The organism is Acinetobacter sp. WCHAc060033 (assembly GCF_004209125.1).
Lineage (GTDB): Bacteria > Pseudomonadota > Gammaproteobacteria > Pseudomonadales > Moraxellaceae > Acinetobacter > Acinetobacter wuhouensis.
The window spans coordinates 1-18,860 of record NZ_SGSW01000011.1 but is presented as its reverse complement, the minus strand read 5'-3'; the positions used below and the strand labels follow the sequence as shown (position 1 = coordinate 18,860).

Below are 18,860 nucleotides of genomic sequence, written 5' to 3'. Positions count from 1 at the left end.
ATTTCATTTTATGCCTTAATTTCGGCATTTCTATGCTGTATTCGCCATTGTTGTGGGGTCATTCCAGTCCACTGTTTAAATGCACGCTGAAAGGCGCTTTGTTCTGAATAACTCAGTAATAAAGCAATTTCATGTAAACCAAGGAATGGATCTTGCAAATATTGAAGAGCGAGAATCTTTCGGATTTCTTGGACGCGCTGTTGATAGGTTGTACCTTGGTTTTGTAAATGGCGTTGAAGCTGTCTTACAGACATATTGAGTTGTTGTGCAATATGCTCAATTTGATAATGGTTTTTCTGAAGACCTAATAAGATATATTGCTGTAATCGTTGATCTAATTGTGTTGAATTTGGCAAATCATCCAATAAAGCTTGCGCTTGCTGCATTAAGAGTTTTTGTAGAGTTTGATCACCTTGATTGAGTGGGGTGCTTAATGCTTGAAGAGGAAAGACCAATTCAGGATTGGCTTGTTTAAACAGCACAGGGCATTGGAAAAAATCTTCATAAATTGCCATATTGCTAGGCTTTTCATGGGTGAAATTGATTTGATGGATTTTGGTGTGGTGTGAAGATAAAAAATGTCTTAAAAATTGCACCATGATGGCAATCGCAATTTCATCCGTGATTTGTGTTGTCAAGTGAGACGGTAAAGTATCCCAACGAATAATAATGTTATCGTTATCAAAGGGTTCGACTTTGAGAGGGCTTCCATCATAAACCAAGCGGTGAAAGTCAAAATAGCGTGTTAATGCTTCACCCATGGTGTCACAAGATTGGGCGATATACGCAATAATACCAATATGCTTGGGCTGCAAATGTTTTGCAATTTCTACACCTAAAGCAGGGCTTTGTACTTGCGTTTGAATATCATCTAAAAGTTCACGCCATAGATTAAAGTCAAAACGTTCTTGTGTTTGAACTTGACGTAATTTCTCTGAAATATTTAGATGATTCGCTTCAGCGTATGCGAGTAATAATTGTCCGAGTCCACCATAGACTGAGCCTACATAATCCTTGAGTAGTTGCATATGTATCGTCTTTTTTATTACAAAAATATTATTTTAAAAACGAGCTTATTCTAATCAGAATTAAACAGCACAAACAAGTCAAAACTGTTATCTGGCGTAATCAAGTTGAGCTAATGTAGAGAAAAGCACACCCTAATAATTGTCGTAATTTGTCAATGTAAAAGACTTTTCTTGTCAATATTAAATTTCTATTACGCTTTATATTAAAAAATATGAGAAGAATAGGAGAGAGTCATGCTAAAAGGCTTTGTTGTAGGATTAGTTGTTGCAAATGGTTTTGAATGGGTTGCACATAAGTTCATTTTACATGGAACTCATCGTAAAGGGCAGCCACGTTATAGCCCCGTGCCAGACAGTATGAAATCTCATTGGGAGCATCATAGAGAGGTGCGTAAGCAAGGTTTTCATGACGATGGTTATGTTGAAGGGATCTCAAACTGGCGTACAAAAAATGAAATCGTTTCCTTGGCGGTCGTTGCAAGTGCGGCGAGTCTAATTTTTTATCCGATTTCAAAAGGTATGGTGGCAGCATCTTTATATAGTGCATGTAATTATTACTATATTCACCGTCGTGCACATTTAGAGCCAGATTGGGCGAAGAAAAAAATTCCTTGGCATTATGACCACCATATGAATTCTAACCAAGATGCGAACTGGTGTGTGACAAAACCGTGGTTTGATTATTTGATGGGAACACGTGTGGTTTCATCAGCAGATTTAAAAGAACAGAATCCTTTGGGTGTGGCATTGCCTGAACCTGTTGCACGATGGTTATCTACCAAAGTGGAACAGTTCTTTCCTGCAAAATGGGTGGAAAAAGCACCGAAATTGATCAGTGATGATGCTGAAAATACGATAGATTCTGTGGCTTAACGTGCTATTTGCACAGAAAGTTTGAACAATGAAAATGACATGAATCACTGATGAGTGAGTTCTATTGTCGTGAATTGTCAAAAAAATATGTATATATTGTCAATATCTACAGTATGAATTCGGATACATTAAGCATCGAAAGTGTTTCGGAAAAGCTGTGGTTTCTGAAGTTTATAGGAGTCTCCAAGACTCCTTTTTTTATGGCTGTAGAAAAGTGAAAGTAAAACAATCCCCAAATGTATGGAGATTGTTTTGATCAAAGCGTATGGGATCTTTGAGGTTTGTCTTCTTGCGGAATATATTCCTCAGGGCAGAGCAATGTTCTAGACAAAAGAAAAGCCCCAATTCAGGAGCTTTTCAAATGTTTGCCTTGAGTAAAAAGAAAGCGTTGCTTTCTTTTTACTCAGGTTTTAGCCCCTCAGCTTTTTCCAATGATTCATCATTGTTGAAGAATTTTTCACGTTGTTCTTCAAGGAACTTCTTCGCATCAGGTTCAAACACATTCAATCGTTTTTCATTGATCAACGTGGTTTGGTGTTTGAGCCATTCTTGCCAAGCTTGCTTAGAGATCGTGTCAAATAATTCCTGACCTTTTGCACCAGGGAAAGGTGCAAAGTCTAAAGCATCCATTTCTTTTTGATATTTACGGCAAAAAATTTGTCGAGACATATCAATACTCCAAATTTAATCTGATAATTAAACTTAAAAAATTAAGCGTAAAGTTTTTCTAAGCGTACATAAGCACGTTGAATTGCAGCTTCAACTTGAGCAGGTGCAGTACCGCCGATATGGTTACGTGCATTCACTGATGCTTCTAAAGTCAGTGCTTTTTCAAACACATCTGCTTGAATCAAGTCAGAGAACTGTTGAAGTTGCTCAAGTGTGAGTTCAGATAAATCTTTCGATTCTTCAACACCTAAAGCAACCGCTTTACCGACGATTTCGTGTGCATCACGGAACGCCACGCCATTTTTAACAAGATAATCTGCTAAATCTGTTGCTGTAGAGAAGCCACGAAGTGCAGCTTCACGCATGATTTCAATATTTGGAACCAATGCAGGAATCATATCTGCAAATGCCATGAGTGAACCACGAACGGTATCAATCGCATCAAACAAAGGTTCTTTGTCTTCTTGGTTGTCTTTATTGTACGCCAACGGTTGACCTTTCATGAGTGTTAATAAACTCATTAAGTCACCATAGACACGACCTGTTTTACCACGGATCAACTCAGGAACATCTGGGTTTTTCTTTTGTGGCATGATCGAAGAACCTGTACAGAAACGATCTGGAATATTCACAAATTTAAATTGTGCAGAAGTCCATAGGATCATTTCTTCTGACATACGTGACAAATGCATCATGATTAAAGATGCAGCGGCATTAAACTCAATCCCGAAGTCACGGTCAGAAACAGCGTCAAGTGAGTTTTCAGCAACAGCTTCAAAACCTAACAATTCTGCAGTATATGCGCGGTCAATTGGATAGGTTGTTCCTGCAAGCGCAGCAGAACCTAAAGGCATACGGTTGACACGTTTACGACAGTCGATTAGGCGTTCTGAGTCACGCACCAACATTTCAAACCACGCCATTAAGTGGTGACCAAAAGTCACCGGCTGTGCAGTTTGTAAATGGGTAAAACCAGGCATGATGGTATTGGTGTTTTTTGCAGCAAGACCCAAAATACCTTTTTGTAATTTTTCCAATAATTTTAAAATGGCATCAATTTCATCACGCACATATAAACGGATGTCTGTTGCCACTTGGTCGTTACGGCTACGACCTGTATGTAATTTCTTACCTGTAATACCGATACGCTGAGTGAGGCGTGATTCGATGTTCATGTGTACATCTTCTAAGTCGATGCGCCACTCGAAGTTACCCGCTTCAATTTCAGCTTTAATTGTGTTCAAACCGTTGGTGATGTCATCACGTTCTTGTTCAGTCAAGACCCCAACTTTTGCTAACATGGTTGCATGTGCAATAGAGCCTGCAATATCTTGTTTATAAAAGCGTTGGTCAAATTGAACAGATGCAGTAAATTCAGCAACAAAGGCATCAGTAGCTTCGGAGAAACGACCGCCCCACATGCCTGAAGTTTGGGCTTGTGACGGATTAGAGGAATTAGAAGATGTGGTCATATCGGCTCAATAAGAAAAAAAGCAGTAAAACTGAGGCTAGTATAGCAAATTCAGTCTCTCTTGCCGAAAGAAAGCGTAATCATTCGTCAATAAAATCGAGAACACATTTTCATCAATCTTATTTTTTTAGCAAAATGGGACATGGGCAATATTTATTGGAATTGTTTATAGCCAGTAATGTATTGGCATTTTTATTGGCATTGGCAGAGGCACAATCTTGGTCGAATCTTAATTTTGGACACGTTTTAGCTTATATTTTATATATTAATTGGATATTACTGGCATTTGCTGCTTTTCAAGATATCTTCCAAAAACGCCTCTCAGAATATAGCTATTTTTCAGCAGCGATATTTAGTTTTATTTTGCTACAAACGATCGTGTTTTGTACCAGTGTTGTTTTAAATCTTCTTGGATTTATTGGTTCACATATTTCATTACAAAATATAAGCGTCGATCAAATCTTTCATAATGTGATCCTACATTTGAGTTATGGGGTGTTATTGGGCGCATTTTGTTTGCGTTATATGTATATTCGAGAGCAATCTGTTTTACAACAAAACAGCGAGTTGAATGCACGGGTTCAAGCGATGCAAGCACGGATTCACCCTCATTTTTTATTTAATAGTTTAAATAGTGTGGTGAGTTTAATTGCCATAGATCCAGATAAAGCTGAACAAATGCTGATTGATTTATCAAAGTTATTTAGAGCAAGCTTACAAGAATTAAAACTGGTGACTTTAAAAGAAGAAGTGGAACTGTCTAAGCAATATATTGCAATTGAACAAATTCGTTTAGGAGAACGATTAAAAGTGGAGTGGAATATTCTGCATCCAGAATTATTAGGGCAAGTTAAAATACCTTTACTCACTTTGCAGCCACTCATTGAAAATAGTATTTTCCATGGTGTTGAGAAAAAGATCATCGACGCTAAAATTGGAATACTGGTTGAAATATTGCAAAATCAAGTCAATATAGTCATTACTAACCCATTTTTACAAGATAGAATAAAAGTTAGAGAAGGGCATGGAATTGCTTTAGAAAATGTAAAACAGCGTTTAAAAGCACATTTTGGTGATTCTGTTTATTTTCGAAATTATGCGGGAAATGGATTATTTACTACTGTTATTCAATATCAGTATAAAAATAGATGACTGAGAAATTTATTAAAATAAGTATTAGGGATTTGGGCAAGGAGGTGTAATGGACATCCTGATTTGTGATGATGAACCACTTGCGGTGGAACGGCTATCACGATTGGTGGCGCAATTGGGGCATCAGGTTGTAGCGACAGCACAACATGGCAAACAAGCTCTGGAAATGGTTCAGCAGTTTGAGCCAGATGTAGTCTTGTTAGATATTCAAATGCCAGAAATGGATGGCTTGACTTGTGCACAGCATTTGGCACATTTTAATCCCATGCCTGCTATTATTTTTTGTACAGCGTTTGATGAGCACGCTTTACAAGCAATTCAGTCTCAAGCAAAAGGATATTTGTTGAAGCCAATTGCAAAAGCTGAGTTAGAAACAGTTTTGGAGAATGTGACCAAACTGACGCAAGCTCAATTAACTAACTTAGAACAAAAAGAACTCATGGAAGAAAAAGTGCAAAGACAGCAAATTGCTGCAAAAACCTATCGAGGTTTGGAGTTGATTCCTGTTGAAAATATTTATTATTTTTTGGCAGATCAAAAATATGTCACGGTACGTCATAAAAATGGCAGTGTATTGATAGATGAAACATTAAAGGATTTGGAAACGGAATTTTCTGATCGCTTTATTCGAATTCATCGCAATGCGCTCATTTCATTGGATTATTTGGATGGTCTAGAAATGGTTGCGTCAGGGCAGTATCAAGCACGTTGTCGTGAACTCGAAGAGCGACTTGCTGTGAGTCGTCGTCATTTACCATTGTTAAGAGAGCGCATGCAAAATTTATAATTTTGTAGGAAATTAACGTTTGCCTTTAAATCATTTGATAATTTACTTGCAATTTTATGATTGCAGGGTAAGTTTAGGGTGTTTAAAAATTTGGCTAAGCTGACATGATCAAAACCTTGAAAATAGCAACTCGTCAAAGCCCGCTTGCAATGTGGCAAGCTGAGCATATTCGTGACCGACTAGAGCAACTACACACGCATGTAAAAGTGGAGTTGGTAACTTTCGTGACTCAAGGCGACAAAATTTTAGATACGCCTTTGGCGAAAATCGGTGGTAAAGGTTTATTTGTTAAAGAACTAGAAGCAGCCTTGCTTGATGGTCGTGCCGATTTAGCGGTTCATTCGATGAAAGATGTACCGATGCAACTGCCAGAAGGTTTAGAGCTTGCTGTGATTTGCGAGCGTGAAGATCCTTTCGATGCTTTCGTATCCAATCAATATGAAAAGTTTGAAGATTTGCCACAAGGTGCAAAATTGGGAACTTCGAGCTTACGCCGTAAAAGTCAGATTTTAAAACAGCGTCCTGATCTTGATGTGATTGATTTACGTGGCAATGTGGGGACACGTTTATCGAAACTTGATGCGGGGCAGTACGATGCCATTATTCTTGCCAGTGCAGGTCTAAAGCGTTTAGAACTTTCAGAGCGTATTCGTCACACTTTACCAGCAGAAGTGAGCTTACCCGCAGTCGGTCAAGGTGCTTTGGGTTTAGAGTGTCGTGCAAATGATCAGGAAATTTTAGATTTGATCTTACCTTTGATGCATGCTGAAACAAATGCTTGTGTTCGTGCAGAACGCGCATTTAATGCCTATTTAGAAGGTGGTTGTCAGGTTCCAATTGCAGGTTTTGCAACATTGGATGGTCAAATTTTGTCGATTGAAGGGCGTGTGGGGAGTCCTGATGGTCAAACATTGTTGCGTAGTCAAGTGACTGGTTCAGCAGAAGATGCGGAACAACTAGGCGTACAGTTGGCTCAAGTGCTATTAAAACAAGGTGCTGGAGAACTTCTCAAAGCACTGTATCAAGATTAATTTCTCAGTCTTCATGCTTTTTATCAATACTCGCCCAATCGATCGAGCTCAAGCACTGACCCAGTGCTTGAGTACTGCGGGTTTTGAAGTCGTAAATCTACCTTTGTTGGAACTCACGGCATGTCCCTATAGTTCAGAATTAGAGCTACTTTATTCACAATTGATTGATACACAAGTCATTGTTGTAGTCAGCCCAACTGCTGTTGAAATCGGCATGCAGTATTTGGAAAAAGCAGGGCTTTCTCTTGAGCAAATTCGACATATCCACTGGGTTGCTGTAGGGAGAAAGACGGCTCAAGTATTGAATCAGTATGGCATTGACAGTGACATTCCAGAAGTGGAGACTTCTGAAGGAATGCTTAGTCTACCTATTTTTAATACATTCACAGGTTTAAAAAAAATTGCTTTTTGGCGAGGTGAGGGTGGGCGTCAGTTTATGATGCAACAATGCCAAGCTCGCCAAATTCAAGTGTTAAACTTTGTTTTGTATGAGCGTCATTGCCCCGAACAAACACCGCAATTACTCTTTGATTTTCTTGATCAAGTTGATCAACCAAAACCATATTGGAACTGTATAAGCAGTGAAGCAAGCTGGCGTAATTGGTTGGCGTTAACTCAGACTCATACCAGTATAGTCAATGATTGCCATTATTTAGTTTTGGGTGAGCGTTTGTATCAATTATTGCAACATGATAAAAATGTCACTCAAAAGTGTTTTAATATTACTCAGGTTCAAGATTTAGAGCCAAATACAATTCTACAAAGTATTATGCAGTTGCAAAGGAAGTTATGAAGAAGTTTATCTATATCTTATTGTTGATCGCTTTAGGATGGCTCATTAAATTGAGTTATGACTTCTATCATGTTTCGCAACAGCTCACAGAGATTCAGCAAAGTTTGCATAAAAGTGAGCAAAAAAATGCCAGTTTGAATGATCAATTGGTTGCTGTTCAACGTCAAAGTGATGAGCCTATAAAAAAAGAAACAGCTCAAAAAGTCGTATCAGTACCTGAACAAATTGTGGGTATTAGCCCGAGTGTGGTGATTAAACAAAAATTAGAATTGGTACAGTTTGCTCTACAGCAACAGCAATTTGTTTATGCAATTGAGCATTTAACTGAGCTGAACCAATCTTTGGATCATTATGCTTTAGCGGATGCAGTACAGCAAAGTCTACACCAAGCCATTGCACAAGATATGCAAAGCATTCAGCAGTTTGTGATTGATCGCAATGCGCAACAAGATCAATTAAATATCCTTATTAAACAAATTGACCAAAGTTTGCAAAAAGAGTTAAAGAATAATCAACTTAGTGTGCCTCAAGACCATCCAAAGCATTTTTGGGAGAAGTGGCTTAGTGTTGATATTGTTGAGCCAGATTCAGCAGCTTTGGCAAATCGCAAATTTATTTTAAAAGAAGCACAGCTCAGATTATTACTTGCACAACAGCTTTTGAGCAAAGGGCAAAGCACTGAATATCAAGAGATGTTGAATCAAGTTGTGCAATTGTTAGATACCTTACCTGATGCGACGAGTCAGAAACTGAAGCAACAGATTTTAAAGCTTAAGCAGATTACACAAGCACCTATACCCAAGCTCAGTAGCTTGGCAGTTTTGGGGTAGTTGAATGAAGCATATATTTTTAATCTATGCCCTGATTAGCCTGATTATTTTTGCCGTTCTCAGTGTGTTGAGTTATAGCGCAGGCGCAGGCTATGTTTATGTGCTATGGCATAATATTCAGATCCAAACCAATCTGTGGGTGTTGTTGTTTTTTGGCGTGTGGATAAGTTTTTTCATGCACCTTGCATGGTATTTGATAAAACGTTATTTAAATCGTGAAAAAAGAAAATTAGAACAGATTTTAAGTTTTAATAATTTACATCCCTTTGAAAAATTAGGGGTATTGTGGTTATTGGATGGTGAAGAAGAGCAAGAACAGGTCATTCGTAATATCTTTGATCAATCTGGTTTGCTCAAATCAATTATTCACGCACAGTTATTATTCAAAAAAGCTCAGTGTGTTGAAGCATTACAGATACTGGAGAATAGTCCACCTTCAGCATTTGAACTTGCAGAAATTTTGCGAATTGAAATTTATTTAGCACAGCAAGATCAACAACAAGCTTTGACTCATTTAGAGTTTCTAAATGGACATGATTTATCACCTTGGTTAGGTGAACTCGCAGAAAGTTATAAATTGCGTCTACAAAAGTTATGGGGGCAATTTGCAATTCAATTTCCATGGCAATACTTACATGGCACTCAGTTTGGTCAACTGGAAATAGCAACAAAGCAACAATGGCTCATGCAACTTTTGGGTTGTTATGATCAAGCAAGTTTCGAAGACTTGGAATTGTTACAGCAAAAATTCTTTGAAATACAACCACAATTAGATCAAATGCCTTATGAAACCAAGATTTTATGGTTAAAACTCATTATGCGTTTGCCTGAATTGGCACAGCAACAGCAACAATTGGCGATTCAAATACTCGATGAAAAATTTGATCAAGATGTCTTTTATTTGTGGTTCCAGCATCAACTGTTGCGTCAAAACCCTGATTATGAGCAGTTAGAGCAACAAATTATAAAACTAGAAACCAAGTATATGAATATTCCTGTATTTAGTTTTGCAATGTGGCATATATATACAGCGACACAACGAGATAATGAAGCAGATCAACTTTTAACATTATATCCAAATGATGTTTTGATGAACTATTTGAGAATTAAAGCGACATTGAATGGTAATGAGGCATTAATTCAACAATTGAATTCAATTTTTGAAAAAGACAGCAATTATATTCAATTTAAAATCTGAGAAAATTATGAACAATGATTTAGTGAAATTCCCTGTAGTTTATGAGCAAAAAGTCGCTTGGGGAGATATGGATGCTTTTGGTCATGTAAATAACGTGATGTATTATCGCTATATCGAAAGTGCACGTATCGCATATTTTGATCGCCTAAATGTATTTGAACAAGAAGTTTTAACCGTTGTATCTTCGAGTCAGTGTAAATATTTAAAGCCTGTATTTTATCCCGATGTATTAGAAGTCGGTGCACGTATTGAAGAAATGCGCAATAGCGCGATTCGCATGTATTATGTTTTATTTAGTCAACAACAACAGCAAATCGTTGCTGAAGGCGATGCTGTGATTGTATTTGTTGATAAAGATGAAATGAAAAAAACTTTGATTCCTGAGCATTTACGTAAAGTTATTATTGATTTAGAAGCGACCGTAGAAAATGGCCTTGCTTAATGGGAATGAAAACTGAAATATATTTTAAATAGCGAAGTGTAGCTAAATCACATATATATTTATTTAAGGTGATATATAATGATTTAGCTAATAATCTATTTTTTGTTTTTTTATGTATTAATAAGTAAAGCTAACTATTGCTAATTGAGTTAAATAAAAATACTATTGCTGAGAAATTATTTTAAATAATTATTATGAATTTAAGTGGAGAGTTAATGATGCCTGATATTAGTAATTTATCGGTTGAAGAGTTAAGGAAATTAACAGCTGAAGCAGAAGCATTAATTGAATCTAAAAAAGATCAAGCTGTTGAAGACGCATATAATCAAATTATTAAAATTGCAGAGTCTGCTGGTTTGACTTTAGAGCAGTTCATTGAGTATGGCGCGCAAAAACGCAAAAAAACGACGCGTAAAGTTGTAGAGCCACGTTACCGTAATAAAAATAACGCTGCAGATACTTGGACGGGTCGTGGTAAACAACCACGCTGGTTAGTTGCAGAAATTGAAAAAGGTGCAAAATTAGAAGATTTCTTGATCTAATCTTCATCGAAGTGTCATTCAAGACCCATAAAATGAAAGAACCAAGCAAAACAGCTTGGTTTTTTTATAAGAGTGAATTGGCGATGTGAAAAAATTATGCATAATGTATAGAGAAAGAGGGCATCATCTCGCACGGAAGAATAAATGAATTATGGTAAAGCTGGATGAATAAAAAATCAAAACAGATCACTTGGTGGATTACTGGGGTTATCACTTTTTTAATTTTTGTACTTTTACAAGTCCCTGCAACATGGCTAATTTCTAAATTTTATAAAAATAATCAGACATTACAGAATGTCAGTGGCAATATTTGGCAGGGTCAAGCAGATTGGCATAAAGGTAATTTACGAGGTTCAGTCACTTGGCGTACACGTCCTTGGGATTTGCTTTTACTACGTGTCGGTGCCAATGTTGAAGTACATAGCGGTCAAACTCAACTGAATGGGGTAGTTGGTTATGGCTTTGGGAAAAAGATTATTATCAATAAGATGCAGGGGCAAATTGCACCAGAGACATTAAAAAATGTTGCCAATTGGCAGTGGCCAGCCAATTCAATTCAAATTTCAGATATGACACTTCGATTTAAAAAAGATACAGGCTTTAGTGATACTGAAGGTAAATTACAATGGGGTGGTGGTGAACTTCGTTATACCTTTGGGCAACGTCAAGATCAGATGAATATCCCATCCTTGAATGGTCAGCTCAAAGATGAAGCAGGTAAATTGATTTTTGATATTCAAGATCAACGTAGTCAGAAGATGGCAAATATTAGCCTAGATCCGAGCATGATGCTTGATGTGCAGTTAACACAGCGCATGTTATTGAATGTACCATCTTATGATGGAAAAGCAGGACTAGACACTTATGTGATCAGTACTAGACAACCCCTGATTCAAGGTGGTTTCTAATGAATTTAAGACAACAATTTGAAAATATCTCGTGGAAGAAAACGGATCAACTTGCTCCAGTTGTATTATTCATATTAATTTTGGCGCTGTGTTGGAAGTTGGCATCTATTTTTTGGTGGGTGGTTGCCCCGCCACAAGTGATGCAGCCTGAACAAGTGAGTTTGGGGTCACAACAAGTTCAGGTGCCGAATATTTCAGGATTTTCATTGTTTAATGAAGTGGGTTCTAATGCTGCGGCTGATGACAGTATTCCGATGCAGTTGCAAGGTGTTATGGTTGCTTATCCTTCGCGCGCTTCTTCGGCAGTGATTAAAGTTAAAGAGGTTGCAGACCGTTATGCGGTGGGGGATACGCTTGAGGGAACAAGTTATCAACTGTCAGAAGTCTATTGGGATCATGTTGTTTTAAGTCAGAATGGTAATAACTCTAAGGAATTACGTTTTAATAAATTAGATAGTTTGTATCAACCTATACCGCAGAATGCAGATGGACAGAATCAAAATCCATCTACGCCTTCACCATCCAGTAATCCTGAATCAACGCCACAAGTACCGCAAAATTCGAGTCAAAATGCTTTAGGGCAGGCTATTGATCGAATGAATGAAAATAGGGAACAATACCTAAAGAACATGGGGGTAAGCACCAGTGGCGGTCAAGGCTACGAAGTGACAGATCAAACCCCCGCAGCGCTTCGGAATAAATTGGGGCTTCGCTCAGGCGATCGTATTCTTTCGCTGAATGGTCAGGCTGTTGGGCAAGGACAGAGTGATGTTCAACTCTTAGAACAAGCCAAACGTGAAGGCAAAGTTAAAATTGAAATTAAGCGTGGTGATCAGGTGATGACCATACAGCAAAGTTTGTAAGTGGCTAGGACTACAAATAAAATTAGGATAGATAATAAGTTATGGCTTTTTTGAATCACAATCGACCACTTTGGGCTTTAGTCGCTGCTACACCGATGATGATGGCGGTGAGCACTGCATCACATGCACAAACGTGGAAAATCAACTTACGCGATGCTGATCTCACTGCTTTTATTAATGAAGTTGCAGACATTACAGGTAAAAACTTTGCGGTTGATCCACGTGTACGTGGCAACGTTACGGTTATTTCAAATAAACCGCTTAATAAAAATGAAGTTTATGATTTGTTCTTAGGGGTTTTAAATGTCAATGGTGTGGTGGCTGTGCCATCAGGGAATACCATTCGCCTTGTACCTGACAGCAATGTGAAAAACTCAGGTGTGCCATATGATCCACGTAACAATGCACGAGGTGATCAAGTCGTCACTCGTGTGATTTGGTTGGAAAATACCAATCCAAATGATTTGATCCCTGCTTTACGTCCTTTGATGCCACAATTTGCACACCTTGCTGCAATCCAAGGGACAAATGCTTTAATTGTGTCTGATCGTGCTGCCAACATTTATCAGCTTGAAACTATTATCCGTAATTTGGATGGTACAGGTCAGAATGATATTGAAGCTGTGCCATTACAACAAAGCCAAGCTGAAGAAATTATTAAACAACTTGAAGCGATGAGTGCAACAGGTGCTTCAAAAGATTATGCAGGTGCACGAGTGCGTATCGTTGCTGATGCACGTACCAATCGTATTCTCATCAAAGGTGATACGGGTTCTCGTAAGCGCATTCGCAACATGATTGAAATGTTGGATGTGCCATCGGCAGATCGTTTGGGTGGATTAAAAGTATTTAAACTTAAATATGCCAGTGCGAAAAACTTATCTGAAATTTTACAAGGCCTGGTTACAGGACAAGCGGTGAATTCAAGTGCTAATAATTCATCGAATAGTTCATCAAACAATAGCTCAAGTAGCCTCAATAATTTTAATAACTCAAATAATTCGAATAACAGCAGTTCATCAAGCTCAGGTAGCAGTATTTCAACACCAAGTATTAATCTTGGTGGAAACTCAAATAACAACAATCAAAACAATGTCTCTAGTTTTAATGCTAACGGGGTCAGCATTATTGCGGACAGTACTCAGAATGCATTGATCGTCAAAGCTGAGCCACAGTTGATGCGAGAAATTGACGCGGCAGTTCAGCAACTAGACATCCGTCGTCAACAAGTGTTGATTGAAGCCACCATTATTGAAGTTGAAGGAAATGATGCAGATCAACTCGGTGTGCAATGGGCAATGGGTGATTTGAGCAGTGGTGTCGGCTTGATGAGTTTTGATAATGTCGGGTCAAGTTTGGCGAGTATCGCTGCAGGCTATTTAACAGGTGGTGCGGCAGGTGCGGCATCTAAATTGACACCTTCAGGTACATCACTGGTTTTAGGTGATTATAAAGAAGGTGCAAATGGTTCAAGACGCTTGTATGGTGCTTTGATTCAAGCACTCAAAGAACGTACTAAGTCGAATCTATTGTCTACACCGTCGATTCTGACGATGGACAATGAAGAAGCCTATATTGTTGTGGGTCAGAACGTTCCTTTTGTTACGGGCTCAGTCAGTACGGGTACAGGTGGGACGGTTAATCCTTATACCTCGATTGAGCGTAAAGATGTCGGTGTGACCTTAAAAGTTGTTCCACATATTGGTGAGGGTGGTTCGATTCGTCTAGAAGTGGAACAAGAAGTTTCTGCGGTAACTGACAATAAGGGGCAGGCGCAGGATTTAGTCACTAAAAAACGTTCGATTAAAACATCGGTGTTGGCTGATCATGGGCAGACTGTGGTCTTAGGTGGATTGATTTCAGATGATTCTGAGCATACGCGCCAGTCAGTACCATTATTGGGTGATATTCCAGGTCTTGGTCGCTTATTTAGAGCTGATGGAAAGTCGAACAAAAAGCGCAATTTACTTGTATTTATTCACCCAACGATTGTAGCAGATAACAACGAAATGCGTCGTCTTTCACAGGGACGTTATGATCAATTGTATAGCTTGCAATTGGCACTTGATAAAGAGGGTAACTTTGCCAAACTTCCAGCTAGTGTCGATGATGTATTCCAACAGCGTTTACCAATCGAAACCCCTAAAAGTTCACAAGCAATTATTCAAACACCCGCGCAACCTGCACAGCAACCAAGCCAGTATCAGAAAGTACCATCAGGTGGTGTGACAAAATCAACACCTCAAGGGGCTATCACCACACCTGTTGCTGAAGAACCGAGCAATATTATTAGGCAACAATCAAAAGGTTCATAGTGGGCTTAACTCTCAAGCGGTGTAGCTTTTTACTATTTACAAATAAAGCTCCAGACTATGTGATGCGTATTATTTGACCCTAGACAGTGGACGGATGAATGCGTCGTGCTAAACTAGAAATGAATTGGAAATGAGAAAATATCATGACTTGGAAACTACAAGCGATTACAGGTGAACTTGAAGGGCAGGAAGTTACGGTTGACCGTGATATGTTGGTTGGACGTCACCAAGATGCCGATCTTCAATTACAAGCTGCTGAAATTTCACGTCGTCATGCTGCATTTTTGCTTAAAGACAAGGCGCTTTGGGTTCAAGATTTAAAATCATCCAATGGCACTTTTGTGAACGATATTCGTATCGATCAAGATAAGCTGTTGATGGATGGTGATATTGTTCAATTTGCCAGTATTAAGTTTAGTGTGCTTGCTCCTGCAAAACCTGTTGAAAATGTTGTAGGAACAGAAGTACCAGAGATTGAAGTCGAGCCAGTTTCGACGCCAGTTGAACAGTCAATTCAACAGCCGTCAGAAGCGATTGCAACTGCTGAGGTTCAACAAGCACCTGTTGAAAAAACACCTGCTCAACAAATGAATGAGCAAGGTATGCCAGAACTTTCTGCACGTGATGCAAATGTTCAGGTTTCAAAAGACGGAATGCCAACAGGTATGGGGGTGCCAAAACCAGCACCAATCCCTGCGAATGTTGATATTCATGCTACGCCAATACCAGAAGCATGTGATATTAAAACTTCAGATGAATGTGCAAAAGAAGAAGTGACTACCCAAAAAAATGCAATGTTGGGTTTATATACCATTATTGCCTTGGTTATTTTGGCAATTATTGCATGGCTATTCTTTAAATAAGTTTTGAATGCGATACACTCAAGGCATGCAATCGCATGCCTTTGTTGTCTGTACTTTGATTTTTTTGAATGTGAATAAATACGGGGTGTAAATCATGAATGTAGCAAAATTGGCCCAACGCGACTTAATTTTATTTGATTTGGATGGAACATTGGTCGATTCTGCTTTTGATTTATATCGTGCGATGAATTTGAGTCTAGCGCGTTTAGATTTACCTTTGGTCACAGAAGCACAAGTGCGTGTTTGGATTGGTAAAGGCACCTCATTATTTTGTGAAAGTACCTTGAAGTATTTAAAAGGTGAGGTTGATCCAGTTTTGCATCAACAGCTCTTAGATACTTTTTTAGAAATTTACAATGCTGAACCTTGTGTAGATACCCGTCCATTTGATGGGATTTTAGAATTCTTGGACTGGGGAATTAAAAATAATAAAAAATTAATCTGTGTGACCAACAAGCCAGAACAGCCTGCTCGAAAAATTCTAGAAGTTTTAAACATGGATCACTATTTTGCCGATGTGATTGGTGGTGATCGTTTTGAAAAGCGTAAACCTGACCCGATTCAGTTGAACTATTGTGTAGAGCATTATCAATCGAGCAAAGAAAAAACCCTCATGGTGGGTGATTCAAGTAATGATGTTGAGGCAGCGCGCCGTGCAGAGGTTGATTGTATTGTGGTCAGCTATGGTTATAATCATGGTGAAGACATTCATTTATGCCAACCGCAGCAAGTGGTCGATAATTTGGCTGAACTTTTGGCTTGAATTGGCTGTGTAAATTAATTTTTGGATTAAGTTTTTAAATAAGTTGTGAGAAAAGGAAAGAGGAATGAACAGCAAAACTGCTTTTCGATGGCGTCACTAAGTTAGATCTATCGCAATCAAACTTAGTAATATCGAAAATAGAGAGAATTCCTCATGACAACTTTAGCGCAATTTGAACAATTAAAATCTGCTGGCTATAACTTAATTCCAGTCTATCGCCAGCGATTGGCAGATACAGATACACCATTATCTGTATTTGCACGATTGAAAGAACATCAACAAGCTTATTTATTTGAATCAGTTGAAGGTGGGGAAAATTGGGCGCGCTATTCTATTATTGGATTGGGCGAATCAACGGTTTTCTCGTGTAATGCTGGGCAACTCACCATTCAATCACCAGATGGACAGGTTGCAACACAGGATTGTAGTGACCCATTTCAGTTCATTCGTGATTTCCAAGCGCAGTTTAAAGTACCTACACAAGCAGATTTACCAGCATTGCCAAGCTTTACAGGTGGGCTAGTGGGTTACTTTGGTTATGACTCAGTACGCTATATCGAGCCACGTTTAAAAAATGTGCCTGAAGCCGATCCTGTGGGCTTACCAGATTTATGGATGATGCTGTCTAAAACAGTGATCGTTTTTGATAATTTAAAAGATACGCTATTTCTTATTGTACATGCGGATATTCAAGATTCAGATGCTTATGCAAAAGCACAGCAACAATTAGATCAAATTGAAGCTCTGTTGGCGACACCAATCAGTTTGGTGGCGCAGAAGCATACAGCGCCACATTTTGAATCACTCACAGGTAAAGAAAATTATCTCACCTCAATTGAAACAGTCAAAGAATACATCCGTGCTGGGGATGTGATGCAAGTCGTGCCAGGGCATCGTATGGTATCTGATTTTGATGGTGAGCCATTGCAAGTCTATCGTGCCTTACGTCACCTCAATCCATCGCCTTATTTATTCTTGGTGCAAGGTCAAACCATTTCAGATCAAAAGCCATTTCACATTGTAGGCTCATCACCAGAGATTCTTTCACGTCTGGAAAATGGCATTGCGACTGTGCGTCCGCTTGCAGGCACGCGCCCGCGCGGGAAAACCAAAGAAGAAGATTTGGCGCTCGAAAAAGATTTGCTTTCAGATGAAAAAGAAATTGCAGAGCATTTAATGTTGATTGACTTAGGTCGAAATGATGTCGGTCGCATCTCAAAAATTGGTAAAGTTCAAGTGACTGATCAAATGGTGATCGAACGTTATTCGCATGTCATGCATATTGTGTCCAATGTGCAAGGTGAAGTGCGTGATGATGTTGATGCTTTGGATGTTTTTAAAGCAACATTCCCTGCGGGAACACTTTCAGGTGCACCAAAAATTCGTGCGATGGAAATTATTGATGAAGTTGAACCTGTAAAACGCGGTATTTTTGGTGGAGCTGTTGGTTATTTAGGCTGGCATGGTGAAATGGACATGTCGATTGCGATTCGTACCTGTGTCATTCGTGAAAATAAAGTCTATGTACAGGCTGGTGCAGGGCTTGTTGCCGACTCAAATCCTGAATCTGAGTGGAATGAAACCCAAATAAAAGCTCGCGCAGTGATCAAAGCGGTTGAATTATCGTCAAACGGATTGATTTTATGAGTTTTTGATAGTTTTTTTTAAAAAAACACTTGCAAGGATTCAGAGTTTTGCTAAACTGCACACCGTTCCGATACGAAACGTACGAAACAAAAGAAACGCCGGCATAGCTCAGTTGGTAGAGCAACTGACTTGTAATCAGTAGGTCCACAGTTCGAATCCGTGTGCCGGCACCATCTTAAAGTTTCAAGCGTGTAGTAAAAAGAACAACACTGAAAGTAAGTGTAAATGGTGAGATTCCCGAGCGGTCAAAGGGAGCAGACTGTAACTCTGCCACGAAAGTTTCGAAGGTTCGAATCCTTCTCTCACCACCATTACTTCACTTCGATAAGTGGTAATTACCAACATTAAGCGGGAGTAGCTCAGTTGGTAGAGCGGTAGCCTTCCAAGCTACATGTCGCGAGTTCGACCCTCGTCTCCCGCTCCATCGAAGATGATTTTGCTCTTATAGCTCAGTGGTAGAGCACTCCCTTGGTAAGGGAGAGGTCTCGAGTTCAAATCTCGATAAGAGCTCCAGATTACAGTTTAGCGATTATTCGCAAAAGATTCCAAAAGCAGGCTTATTAGTCTGCTTTTCAAGTATTAGGTGTCTAGTTTTTTAGACGACTGTCGATGCTGAGTTGTTTAACTCGTGTTCGACATAAACGAGGAAGAACAAATGGCTAAGGCTAAGTTTGAACGTAATAAG

The 18,860-nt window shown here is 38.9% G+C and carries 18 protein-coding genes and 4 tRNA genes; 19 read left to right on the top strand and 3 right to left on the bottom strand.

Translation table 11 applies throughout. The features are described from left to right. Positions 1–8: 8 nt before the first annotated feature. Positions 9–1,028: an AraC family transcriptional regulator gene (locus EXE10_RS06495; RefSeq protein WP_130112792.1), complete on the bottom strand. Its 1,020-nt coding sequence runs from the start codon at positions 1,026–1,028 to the stop codon at positions 9–11. A gap of 234 nt (positions 1,029–1,262) precedes the next feature. Between EXE10_RS06495 and EXE10_RS06490 the strand changes: the two genes are divergently transcribed. Beyond that, positions 1,263–1,901 carry a sterol desaturase family protein gene (locus tag EXE10_RS06490; protein WP_130112791.1) on the top strand — a complete coding sequence of 213 codons (639 nt, stop codon included), beginning with the start codon at positions 1,263–1,265 and terminating at the stop codon, positions 1,899–1,901. Between the two features lie 399 nt (positions 1,902–2,300). On the opposite strand, the gene EXE10_RS06485 is transcribed toward EXE10_RS06490, so the two are convergent. After that, a complete protein-coding gene (locus EXE10_RS06485; RefSeq protein WP_130112790.1) occupies positions 2,301–2,570 on the bottom strand; it encodes an oxidative damage protection protein in 270 nt (89 codons plus the stop codon). 41 nt (positions 2,571–2,611) lie between these two features. After that, positions 2,612–4,042, bottom strand: a complete 1,431-nt coding sequence (gene argH / locus EXE10_RS06480) for an argininosuccinate lyase (RefSeq protein ID WP_068972952.1) — start codon at positions 4,040–4,042, stop codon at positions 2,612–2,614. Between argH and EXE10_RS06475 the strand changes: the two genes are divergently transcribed. From EXE10_RS06475 to EXE10_RS06390, 18 genes are all read left to right on the top strand, one after another. Next, positions 4,033–5,193, top strand: a complete 1,161-nt coding sequence (locus tag EXE10_RS06475) for a sensor histidine kinase (protein ID WP_165382996.1) — start codon at positions 4,033–4,035, stop codon at positions 5,191–5,193. The genes argH and EXE10_RS06475 overlap by 10 nt on opposite strands. Before the next feature lie 49 nt (positions 5,194–5,242). Continuing rightward, positions 5,243–5,980 (top strand): LytR/AlgR family response regulator transcription factor, encoded by a 738-nt coding sequence (locus EXE10_RS06470; protein WP_068972950.1) that lies wholly within the window; start codon positions 5,243–5,245, stop codon positions 5,978–5,980. Positions 5,981–6,087: 107 nt separating this feature from the next. Further along, the gene (gene hemC / locus EXE10_RS06465) at positions 6,088–7,011 is read left to right on the top strand and encodes a hydroxymethylbilane synthase (protein WP_213073845.1); all 924 of its coding nucleotides are present in this window, start codon (positions 6,088–6,090) and stop codon (positions 7,009–7,011) included. Positions 7,012–7,024: 13 nt separating this feature from the next. Then, positions 7,025–7,804, top strand: a complete 780-nt coding sequence (locus tag EXE10_RS06460; protein ID WP_130112788.1) for a uroporphyrinogen-III synthase — start codon at positions 7,025–7,027, stop codon at positions 7,802–7,804. Continuing rightward, entirely contained in the window at positions 7,801–8,634 is an 834-nt protein-coding gene (locus tag EXE10_RS06455; protein WP_130112787.1) for a hypothetical protein, read from the top strand. The genes EXE10_RS06460 and EXE10_RS06455 overlap by 4 nt, the downstream gene beginning before the upstream one ends. A 4-nt stretch (positions 8,635–8,638) precedes the next feature. Next, positions 8,639–9,832, top strand: a complete 1,194-nt coding sequence (locus tag EXE10_RS06450) for a hypothetical protein (protein WP_087553918.1) — start codon at positions 8,639–8,641, stop codon at positions 9,830–9,832. A gap of 7 nt (positions 9,833–9,839) precedes the next feature. Beyond that, the gene (locus EXE10_RS06445) at positions 9,840–10,274 is read left to right on the top strand and encodes an acyl-CoA thioesterase (protein WP_130112786.1); all 435 of its coding nucleotides are present in this window, start codon (positions 9,840–9,842) and stop codon (positions 10,272–10,274) included. A 215-nt stretch (positions 10,275–10,489) separates the two neighbouring features. Continuing rightward, positions 10,490–10,816 (top strand): H-NS family nucleoid-associated regulatory protein, encoded by a 327-nt coding sequence (locus EXE10_RS06440; RefSeq protein ID WP_087553917.1) that lies wholly within the window; start codon positions 10,490–10,492, stop codon positions 10,814–10,816. 164 nt (positions 10,817–10,980) lie between these two features. Continuing rightward, positions 10,981–11,724, top strand: a complete 744-nt coding sequence (gspN, locus tag EXE10_RS06435) for a type II secretion system protein N (RefSeq protein WP_068972944.1) — start codon at positions 10,981–10,983, stop codon at positions 11,722–11,724. Beyond that, complete coding sequence (locus EXE10_RS06430) at positions 11,724–12,587, top strand: type II secretion system protein N (protein ID WP_130112785.1); 864 nt, start codon at positions 11,724–11,726, stop codon at positions 12,585–12,587. Before gspN ends, EXE10_RS06430 begins: the two co-directional genes overlap by 1 nt. A 41-nt stretch (positions 12,588–12,628) precedes the next feature. Continuing rightward, complete coding sequence (gene gspD / locus EXE10_RS06425; RefSeq protein WP_130112784.1) at positions 12,629–14,902, top strand: type II secretion system secretin GspD; 2,274 nt, start codon at positions 12,629–12,631, stop codon at positions 14,900–14,902. Positions 14,903–15,045: 143 nt separating this feature from the next. Further along, complete coding sequence (locus tag EXE10_RS06420) at positions 15,046–15,765, top strand: FHA domain-containing protein (RefSeq protein WP_130112783.1); 720 nt, start codon at positions 15,046–15,048, stop codon at positions 15,763–15,765. Between the two features lie 94 nt (positions 15,766–15,859). Further along, positions 15,860–16,528 carry an HAD-IA family hydrolase gene (locus EXE10_RS06415; protein ID WP_130112782.1) on the top strand — a complete coding sequence of 223 codons (669 nt, stop codon included), beginning with the start codon at positions 15,860–15,862 and terminating at the stop codon, positions 16,526–16,528. A 153-nt stretch (positions 16,529–16,681) separates the two neighbouring features. After that, positions 16,682–18,175, top strand: a complete 1,494-nt coding sequence (gene trpE, locus EXE10_RS06410) for an anthranilate synthase component I (RefSeq protein WP_130112781.1) — start codon at positions 16,682–16,684, stop codon at positions 18,173–18,175. Between the two features lie 97 nt (positions 18,176–18,272). Next, positions 18,273–18,348, top strand: a tRNA-Thr gene (locus EXE10_RS06405). A 54-nt stretch (positions 18,349–18,402) separates the two neighbouring features. Next, a tRNA-Tyr gene (locus EXE10_RS06400) sits at positions 18,403–18,486 on the top strand. A 37-nt stretch (positions 18,487–18,523) separates the two neighbouring features. Beyond that, positions 18,524–18,599, top strand: a tRNA-Gly gene (locus EXE10_RS06395). A gap of 14 nt (positions 18,600–18,613) precedes the next feature. Then, positions 18,614–18,688, top strand: a tRNA-Thr gene (locus EXE10_RS06390). Positions 18,689–18,860 lie beyond the last annotated feature (172 nt).